7 protein-coding genes are annotated in these 7,715 nt (G+C 61.6%); all 7 read right to left on the bottom strand.

Annotated features, from left to right (window positions below; translation table 11 throughout):
- Nucleotides 1–712: hypothetical protein (locus tag VL003_RS01145; RefSeq protein ID WP_325438732.1), on the bottom strand; the 712-nt coding region annotated here is incomplete at its 3' end.
- A gap of 23 nt (nucleotides 713–735) precedes the next feature.
- Nucleotides 736–1,308, bottom strand: a complete 573-nt coding sequence (locus tag VL003_RS01140) for a type 4 pilus major pilin (protein ID WP_325438730.1) — start codon at nucleotides 1,306–1,308, stop codon at nucleotides 736–738.
- A gap of 29 nt (nucleotides 1,309–1,337) precedes the next feature.
- Nucleotides 1,338–2,468 (bottom strand): hypothetical protein, encoded by a 1,131-nt coding sequence (locus VL003_RS01135; RefSeq protein WP_325438728.1) that lies wholly within the window; start codon nucleotides 2,466–2,468, stop codon nucleotides 1,338–1,340.
- Complete coding sequence (locus tag VL003_RS01130) at nucleotides 2,465–4,243, bottom strand: ATPase, T2SS/T4P/T4SS family (protein ID WP_325438726.1); 1,779 nt, start codon at nucleotides 4,241–4,243, stop codon at nucleotides 2,465–2,467. The genes VL003_RS01135 and VL003_RS01130 overlap by 4 nt, the downstream gene beginning before the upstream one ends.
- Nucleotides 4,244–4,246: 3 nt before the next feature.
- Nucleotides 4,247–4,657, bottom strand: a complete 411-nt coding sequence (locus VL003_RS01125; protein ID WP_325438724.1) for a hypothetical protein — start codon at nucleotides 4,655–4,657, stop codon at nucleotides 4,247–4,249.
- Nucleotides 4,623–6,068 carry a hypothetical protein gene (locus VL003_RS01120; RefSeq protein WP_325438722.1) on the bottom strand — a complete coding sequence of 482 codons (1,446 nt, stop codon included), beginning with the start codon at nucleotides 6,066–6,068 and terminating at the stop codon, nucleotides 4,623–4,625. The genes VL003_RS01125 and VL003_RS01120 overlap by 35 nt, the downstream gene beginning before the upstream one ends.
- Before the next feature lie 8 nt (nucleotides 6,069–6,076).
- Nucleotides 6,077–7,666, bottom strand: coding sequence for a hypothetical protein (locus VL003_RS01115; RefSeq protein WP_325438720.1), 1,590 nt, complete (start codon nucleotides 7,664–7,666; stop codon nucleotides 6,077–6,079).
- Nucleotides 7,667–7,715 lie beyond the last annotated feature (49 nt).

Below are 7,715 nucleotides of genomic sequence, written 5' to 3'. Positions count from 1 at the left end.
GCTCGCGCGCAGACAGTGCGCCCTGGGTACGGACATTGCCCGCCACGCTGGCAGCTCCCTGAAAATCGGGGTCACGCGAGTCGCGCACACGCAAGTACGGAAGGTTCTGCAACTGTTCGGCGGTGACCGCCATGGCCACCGTGCCCGGGGGCAACCGGGCCATGCCCGCCACAGGCGGGTTGGAAAACGAAAACGCCGGCCCCCCGACCAAATGCGTTCGATGAGGCATGACCGCCCCACCCCGGCCTGCCGACACGCTTAGCCAGTGCGCCACCATGGCCAGGTTGTGGGTGCGGGCATGATCTTGTCCAAGCGGCGCATCGCTGTATACCAATGCCTCGATATGGCAAGAATCCGACGGACAGTCTCCGCGCGGCAAAAGCCGGATGCCTGCGCCCACCCCCCGGGTGCCCTGCTCCGGATAGCCTGCCGCCAAAAAGCCTGCGGCCTTGAGTTCGGCCTGCGTGGGCACCAGCGCATCAACAAAGCCCGCAACCGGGCCTGCACCGCCCTGCGCAGCCAGCGTCGCACCATGCTGCTCCACATACCGTAGCACGGCGTGGTGCAGGGCCATCATCCATGCCGCATGACCTTCGGCCATGACCTCTCTGCTGCGCTCGGCAAAGCGATCAACAGTAAAGACCGCTGCCAGCATTGCGATAAGCAAGGCCAGCGCCAGTTCAAGCAGGGCGAAACCACGCTGTCGCTTCATGCCGGTGTCCTCTCGGGCCGCAATCAATGACTGACGGTGAACAGGAAGTCGTTCGCATCCCCTCGCGCGCATCGAGTCTCTACCGACAAGGCGCTATAGGGCGTAACGGCATCTTTGACAATGGTGTTGCCTGCCCCGTCAGCGGTCAGGGTAATGGTGTCGGACACCCGCTGCAAGATCGAAGCCAGCGATGGACAGGCAGCATGATGCACTCGTGACAAACCTATGGAAAACCCGGCTCCAGAACCTACAGGCTGGACATTGACTTCGCCGTCGCTGCCCAGGCCGTGCAGCACACGTGTGGCGGCGTCGGCGCCCACCACCGAGAAAACACTGGAGTCGCGAGCCTGAGCCGCAAAGTGCGCCGTTTCTATGGCAGCGTACGGCAACGACGTACCGCTGGGTGCATTGACCCGAGTCTGAAGGATGAAGCGCGCCAGTTCCTCACCCGCCTTGGGCACTTTGTTTTCAATCACGTAATTGCCTATGGCGGGTATGCCGATAATGGCCAGCAGCAGAACAATGGCTGTAACAATGGACACCTCAACCAGCGAAAAGCCTCGCTGGCGTGCAACATTGGACAGGGTATGGTTCATGAGAAGCTCCTTGGTCGATGCGGCGCCACTTATTGGCTCGCGTGGAAAATCATGAGAGAACGACGCAGTTCGTCGATCACGACGTAATGCCAGAGGCCCAGCGCGACCATTCCTGCTACGCACGCAGCCAGCAACGTCCATCGAAGCACCTGCGCCTGACGCGCCACCTGCATCAGTACATGGCTGTCGAGACGGTCGCGCACCAACTCCAGCGCGGTAACCAACCCGCGCGCTTCGGTCATATCGTGCAAGTACCAGAGCAACTCGCGGTCAAGCAGGCCGGTATCAAACGTGGCGGCCCCCACCAGGCCATGGTCGATGCGTTCAAGCATGATGTCCAGATGCCAGCGCATCCACGGCGAGGCGCCCGCACACAACATGGCCAGGGCGGTGCGCAATTGCGTCGGCGAAACGGCCTGACGTTGCAACACCACGGTCAGCACCGACATGAATCTCAAGGCGCCGACACAACGATGGATTCGCCAGATCGAAACCTTGTCCAGCGCGCTGCGCAGCATGCCGGTGAGATTGGGAATCGACCACAGCATCGCCGCCACGAAGACAGCCCCTATCGTTCCGATCAACACCCAGCCGGCTTGCACGGCGGCTGCAAAGCGGAACAAGGCGCGCGTGGCACCGCCCAGGTACTCGGCTGGCAGCATGTTGAACAAATGCTCAAGGCGCGGGACGGTAAGCATCGGCACTGCCAATACCGTAGCAACCAGGACACACAGCGACAGCACGCCCGACCAAACCGTGGTCCACAAGAGATGCCGCGAACGTCTGGCCAGGCTCAGCGCGTGCGCAAGATCGCCTAAGGTTCGTATCAAAGCCTCGTTGCCCGATATTTGCGCAACGCGAACAATGGACAGCTCGCTGGCCGGAAAGCACCCGAACCACGTGGCGTAGAGGTCTCCGCCACTGGCCGGATACGCCCGGCTCCAGGCATGCGACAACCTGCCGCGCACGGAATCGGAGAAACGATGCGCATCGCGCTCGAAAATATCACGCAAGGTATGCCGCCCTTTTGCGCCCTTCATCAGGGCCGACAGGTATTCGTAGTAGTCGGCGCGAAATGGAAGAAAACGTCGCCGATCAATCCATGCAAACACTTGGCCAAGCAAGGCAACGGCGTCATCGCCCAGGTTCCGGTGTCTCATGCCGGCACCTGCATGACCGACAAATGATGTTCACCCTGAATGCGCATCTGCAAGGACAAGGGCATGAAAACACGTTCGACATCGCGCACGTCGACTTGCCCAAGCAAGGCCTTGTACATGGCGCAATGCAAGGCTGTTGAGATCGACTCGGGACGATGCATGCCCGGAAACTGTACAGCCGGCTTGCTCAGGTAGCCCAAGCTCTGACTCTGGCGTATGCAATGCAGCCACTCGTAATCGAAAGCAGGCTCGATGTACTCGGCCGCAACGCTGCGCCCCGCATAGCCCGCCAGGTGTGCCCCCCCTGCCTGGCGGCAGGTCGGGCAGCCGCCCTCATTGCGAAACCGGAGTGATTCCGCATCAGCCCCATACAGGCGTTGCACGAACCCCAACCACACCTGCCACGACCCGGCTGTTCGGGGTGGCGTAAGTGGACCTTTGGTCGCCTCGCGAAAGCAAAGCGCGCATTCCGGGCAAACCAAAGGCAACAGGGCCTGATGCACGATCAGTTTCAGTACACCCGGTGTGGCGAGAAAATCGCGGGGCACACCGATAAAATCGGAGGCCAGACGGTCAGCCACCAGGGCCGCCGACGCGGCATGGGTTGAGGTATACACGCTGACACCCGAACCAGCCAGATCGACAAAGGCCCGGCCCGATTCCAGATCGCGGATCTCGCCCAGCAATACGTCGTTCATGGCCGAGCGTTTGAGCGTCCTTAGTTTGGAGCCGTATTCGTCATGAGCGGTCTCGTGCAAGGCGCGGGCCAGGGTGTTCTGCACTGCATTAGGAATCAGATACTCGACCGGATCCTCGAGCGTGACCACCTTGCGGTCCGCCGGAACACCGGCAATCAGCGCGGCCAGACTCGTGGATTTTCCGGAACCGACCGAGCCCGAAAACACGATGGCTCCTCCCTGCGCAAGCACGGCCGACTCGATGACCGAACATTGATGCGGCAGGTAACCAAGCTGCGTGAGCGAGGGGATTTGAATGACCGCGTCACGATGCAAGAGACGCAAGCAGACACTGGGGCCCCGCTCTGCTGCCAGCGAGGCCCAGCGCAACAATACTTGACGCCCCTCAACCCGCTTGACCAGGCTGCCCTGCTGCTCGATGCCAGGATCAAACACTGCACCGTTGCCGCCTCTGACATCCATCCAGATGACCGCCAGCATGTCCATGAGCGTGCGCGTTGGTATGCCTTGAAAACGCTCGGGCGCCACATAGCGGCCCGACAACGTGAATCGGACTTCCGACTCGGGTTCGCGCAGATGAATGTTGATGTGCAGATCGCTGGCCCCGACACGTACGCCCCACTCGAGCATGTCTTGAAAGGCGTCGGCCAAGGCGGTACCTGCCTGGCTGGGCATCCGCGAGCCAGCCCCAGAAAGCATCTGAGGCGTAACCTGGCCTCGTGCAATGGCCAGCAACAGCGGGGCAGGCAAGATGTAGAACGGCGGCTGCGCCGGCTGGTAGCCGCGCTCGCCCACCAGCCGCACCAAAGCGTTGGCCTGGTCGCTTCCGGCATGCTCGGCCAAGGCAAAAATGGCCACGGTTCCGTCCTCAAGCAGTACGGGGCATAGCCGGGCGGCAAGCGCTTCGACATCAAGCTCGCGGCTGATCGAGCGCACAAAGGCGGGGCGCACGCCAAGTATGTCGTCAAGGCTTTCAAGTACAGACACAGGCGAGATGTTGAGCGCGGACGGATCCGCAATAGGCAGGACGACATCGGGTGGGTTCAGTCGCGACCAGGAAGACCAGGCAGCACGCATGGCTTAGCCCTCGCCGGCGCCGGGCATTGGCGCACATAAAAATTCACGCTGCTCATTGACAGAGACCTCGATGCACCGCTCGGTGATGCCAAGCAAGCGCATGGCATGCGTACGACCGGGGCCCACGGCCTCGGGCCGTCCTCGTATGAACAGCAACCTGCGGCCGTCGACTTGAACCTCGGCCATAAGCTTTGACCCCACCCCATAGATGGCAACCAGGCGAGCCGCCGCACCCACTGCGGCAATCTGAGCGGAGCCGTGCAGCCCGTTGCCCGACGCCGGAGCCCGCTCACCGGTGCGCAGACGCCTAAGAGCTTGCTCGGTTTCAAGGCGCATAAGCTCGCGTACAGAAACCTGATCAGCGGAAAGTTCGTCGATTTCAGTCGCCCATGCTCCCGCTGAGCAACACAGCATTGCCACCACCAGCGTTGCCAGGCCCGTCGTTGGCCGCGACCGCATCGGCCCGAGAGTCATGCGACGCAGTTTCGACAGTACCGGCCTGGGCGGCATGTACGTCGGCGGAACCGGTTTCGGCAGAATCGGCTTCGTGTAGTTCATAAAGATCTCCGTGCAAAGTAGCGCGAAAGCGGCTTGTAAGAAGCGAAGCTTGGGCATGCTCAGCAAAGCTAAGCGTGATCGAGTGCCATCCAACGGCACCGAGATGCGGCAACAAAAGGCTGAATGAACGCAGCGGCCCGTCGAACTCGACCGTTCGCCGATCATAGGAACGCAAGCCCGCGGGGCGCGGCAAGGGTGTGCCTTGTGCGTCATGCGGCACCGCAAGTTGAACCGGCCGGGCGGGCCCCAGCCGCATCCGGTTGAATGCCGGAGCAATGCCTTGCCATGCGCTTTGCAGATGGCGCCGATTGCCCGCTGCGCTGTCGATTCGCCTTTGCTGCGGAGACAATGGGTCGGTGTCGAACCCCCAGGCGGCATTTGCCTTGTTGAGGGTGGGAAAATCGAGCCGCCAGTCAGTGGGGACAGCGGACAACAGCCCTTGGTTATCGGCCTTGCGATGGCGCCGGTCGTAGTCGGCGTTGCACTGCCATGACCGGCCTTGAGCCCGACACACCACCCGCGTCATGGCCCAGCCCGCCACCACTGCCGGGACAGCATGAATGTGTTGCAGCAGCTGGTGGGTGGCCGCAACGCCATGCACGGGGAACCCCTGCTCTGCGCTGGATAACGCCTGATTCCATCGAGACCGGATTTCGTCTGGACCAAGCAGCGAGGTTTGGGATTGTGGCACGCGCGCTACCCCCGCCCATGCGTAAATCGCCAGGCACGACACAAGCAGCAGAAGCAGACCCGCAACCCATCGACGGCGGAGATGGCCGGTGCTTTTCAAGGCGGTTCCTGTATCGGATGCCCCCGCTATAAGCGCCAGACTGGGAAGTTCCGCTTCGGTCTGCAGGATTGCCAGGCGAGGATGAGCGCGCTGCAACGCTTGCAAGGCATCAAGCGCATAGGCGTGCGAGCGATAGACGCTGTCGGTGCCTGCCATGACGGCACCCTCGTGTAGCGCCACCAACCAATGCGATTGCGCATCGAGGGAAATAATTGCACCGATGCTGCCGGTTGGGTACAGGCGCGCCATATTTTGAGCCGCCGAATGTATGACCGCTCCGCGTCGCAGACCGGTAGTTCTTGCCAGGCCGTATCCAAACGACGCAGGCACCTCTCCGTCCAGAACAATATGGGAAGCACTGCGCTGGCGGGCAATACGCCGGGCCGCGCTTGCAGCCCGGCTACTGATCAGGGGCAGCCAATCGAGGCCGAAAGCCAGATGAAAGGACAAGACCGGACGAATAAGTGCCTGTTGCATGTCTGCCCCTAGTAGCCTTCTTCGAGCTGAGCCGTCACCACCATGATGGTGGTCAGGTATTGGCTTGATGCGCGGTCGCTGCCGCCCAGCACCATTGGAAACCCCGGATTGAGACGACGCCCCTCGGTTTCTTCCTGACGTCGTTCGAAGCCCGATATGACCAACGGTTGCCCCGGCTGCAGCGCAACCTGCTGTACCGTGCCATTACCGTCGATGGTGATCTGCTGCAATTGCAAAGGGTGGCTTTTATCGCCAAAGGTAATGGACTTCAAGGGTTGTGCCACGGTGTTGTCGTAGGCGACGGAAAGCAGAATCTGACCGTCTTCTTGCGCGTCGGGTACCAGGGTCAGCAACGAGCCAACCGTTTCTTCGCGCTGACTGACCGAAACCGTGGGCAACGCCGCGCCGGCTCCATCGGGCAAGGCAGTGGTCTGCACCTGATCTATGTAAGAAAACGTGGTTCGAACCGCATGGGAAACCGGCCGCCGATTCAGTGTCAGCACAGGCAGGCTGCTGCGTCGAACGACCTTGCCCACCCGGCCCAGCGCCTGCACAATCACCTCGGAGCCCTGGAAGGGCCCCTGCCTCAGGCCCAGCCCGATTCCGCCCGCCTGTTCCAGCCCGGCGCCGGGCATGAATGCCGACGCGGCAAGCTTGGCGCTTGAAAAAATCAGGTTCCAATCCAGCCCTGCTTCGCCCGATTCGTGGGTGGCCAAGGTGATCTCGTCGACAATAAGTCTTACTCGTCGTGTCAACGAACGATTTTCGTGCTCAAGATACTTGGCAATATGCTGCAGTACCTCGGGCGTATCCGTCACAACAACCGTCGAGCTTGCGCCGGGCTCGGCCACCACAATGCCCGCCTGAGACAAAAAGGGCTCGATGCGTCGACGCACGACCTCCATCAGCGATTCTTTGCCGCCACTGAGCCTGGTTTTGGATGCGCTTGAAAACCCTTGTCCCGCAGCGTCAGAGCCCGAACCAAGGGCCGCCTCGGCATCTGCGTTCAAGGTTAATGCACGTACATTGAAAATCCGGGTTTCGCTGCGGTAGAACTCAATGCGCTGATCGTTGTAGCGCCAGCGAACGCCCAGCGTGGCCGAGATTCGGTCGAGCAGGCTGCTTAAAGGGCCGGCCTCGCCGTCCAGGTGCATGGCAATCGGTGCGCCCACGGCCTGCGCTGTTAAGCCCGTGCCTGCAGCCAGGCGCGGCGCAAAGCGCTCTTGGGGCAAGAGCGCATCTGGTCGCACATAGACCGGTATACCCGTTGCCAGGGTAATGCGCTGCGCGATGGCGGGAAGCTCAAGCGCCGCCCCCGGGAACACCAAGGTGGTACGTACATTGGCCCGCAATGCGGGCGGTAAGGTTACTTCGCGAGCCAGAGGTTGAGCTCGCCCGGCAAGCCAGGGCCGGTCAACATGTTGCGCCGCCCGACGCACGTGCGTGTTGGAAACCGCATCAGCAAAGGCGCGGCGCTCGTCGGCCACCTGCGCATGAGCTGCTTCTGATGACAAGGCAATTTCAAGCAGCTTTTGCTGAAGCGCACATCCCGGCAACAACAGCACAGCCAGACTAGCGGCGGGCAGACGCAATGTCATCAGACCCGCTCCCGAGGCATGCTTCGATCACAGCTTTGTGCATACGGTA

This window comes from Pusillimonas sp. (assembly GCF_035515275.1).
Taxonomy (GTDB): Bacteria; Pseudomonadota; Gammaproteobacteria; order Burkholderiales; family Burkholderiaceae_B; genus Pusillimonas.
Note: the sequence above shows the minus strand (reverse complement) of the source record. Positions and strands in the feature narration are given on the sequence as shown.